The following is an 865-nucleotide window of genomic DNA, read 5'->3' as shown; positions in this document are numbered from 1 at the left end:
TGTTGGATGTCATTGAGAACTGACCCAGCATTGTCATCGAGATTTGACCCGCCTGTCAGTATGTCGGTGTGTTCATGATGGGGTCAATGTTGGTATTTTCTTTCTCTTCCTTTTGGCGGTCTCAGAACTGGCTTTGAAGCGATACCTATCGTTGCCGCTTTCCAGGATATGGCAGCGGTGGGTGAGCCGATCGAGGAGCGCGGTGGTCATCTTGGCGTCGCCAAAGACGCTGGCCCATTCGCTGACGCTCAGGTTCGTGGTGATCACGACGCTTGTGCGTTCATAAAGTTTGCTGAGCAGATGGAACAGCAAGGCGCCGCCCGAGGCGCTGAATGGCAGGTATCCGAACTCGTCGAGGATCACCAATTCTGTTTTCACCAACGCCTCGGCGATCTTCCCGGCCCTTCCCTGTGCCTTTTCCTGTTCCAGCGCGTTCACCAGCTCGACGGTAGAGAAGAAGCGCACGCGTTTGCCATGGTGTTCGATCGCCTGAACACCGAGGGCCGTCGCGACGTGGCTTTTCCCGGTGCCGGGCCCGCCAATCAGGACCACGTTCTCGGCAGCATCCAGGAACTCGCATCGATGAAGCTGCCGGACGAGGGCCTCGTTGACCTCGCTGGCCGCGAAGTCGAATCCCGACAAGTCCTTGTGGGCCGGGAAGCGCGCTGCCTTCATGTGATAAGAGATGGACCGCACTTCACGTTCGGCGATTTCGGCCTTCAGCAACTGCGACAGGATCGGGATCGCCACCTCGAACGCAGGCGCACCTTGTTCCATGAGGTCATGCACGGCCTGCGCCATGCCTGGCATCTTCAGACTGCGGAGCATGATGACGATGGCAGCGCCGGCGGGATCATGACGCATG

1 protein-coding gene is annotated in these 865 nt (G+C 58.6%); it reads right to left on the bottom strand.

The window, feature by feature from the left end:
* Nucleotides 1-72: 72 nt before the first annotated feature.
* Entirely contained in the window at nt 73-864 is a 792-nt protein-coding gene (gene istB, locus PAF17_RS20090) for an IS21-like element helper ATPase IstB (protein WP_271890825.1), read from the bottom strand.
* Nucleotide 865: the final 1 nt, after the last annotated feature.

Origin of the sequence: Paracoccus onchidii (assembly GCF_028294535.1) — a bacterium.
GTDB lineage: Bacteria > Pseudomonadota > Alphaproteobacteria > Rhodobacterales > Rhodobacteraceae > Paracoccus > Paracoccus onchidii.
The sequence above is the reverse complement of the archived record's forward strand: the minus strand, read 5'-3'. Positions and strand labels throughout refer to the sequence as shown.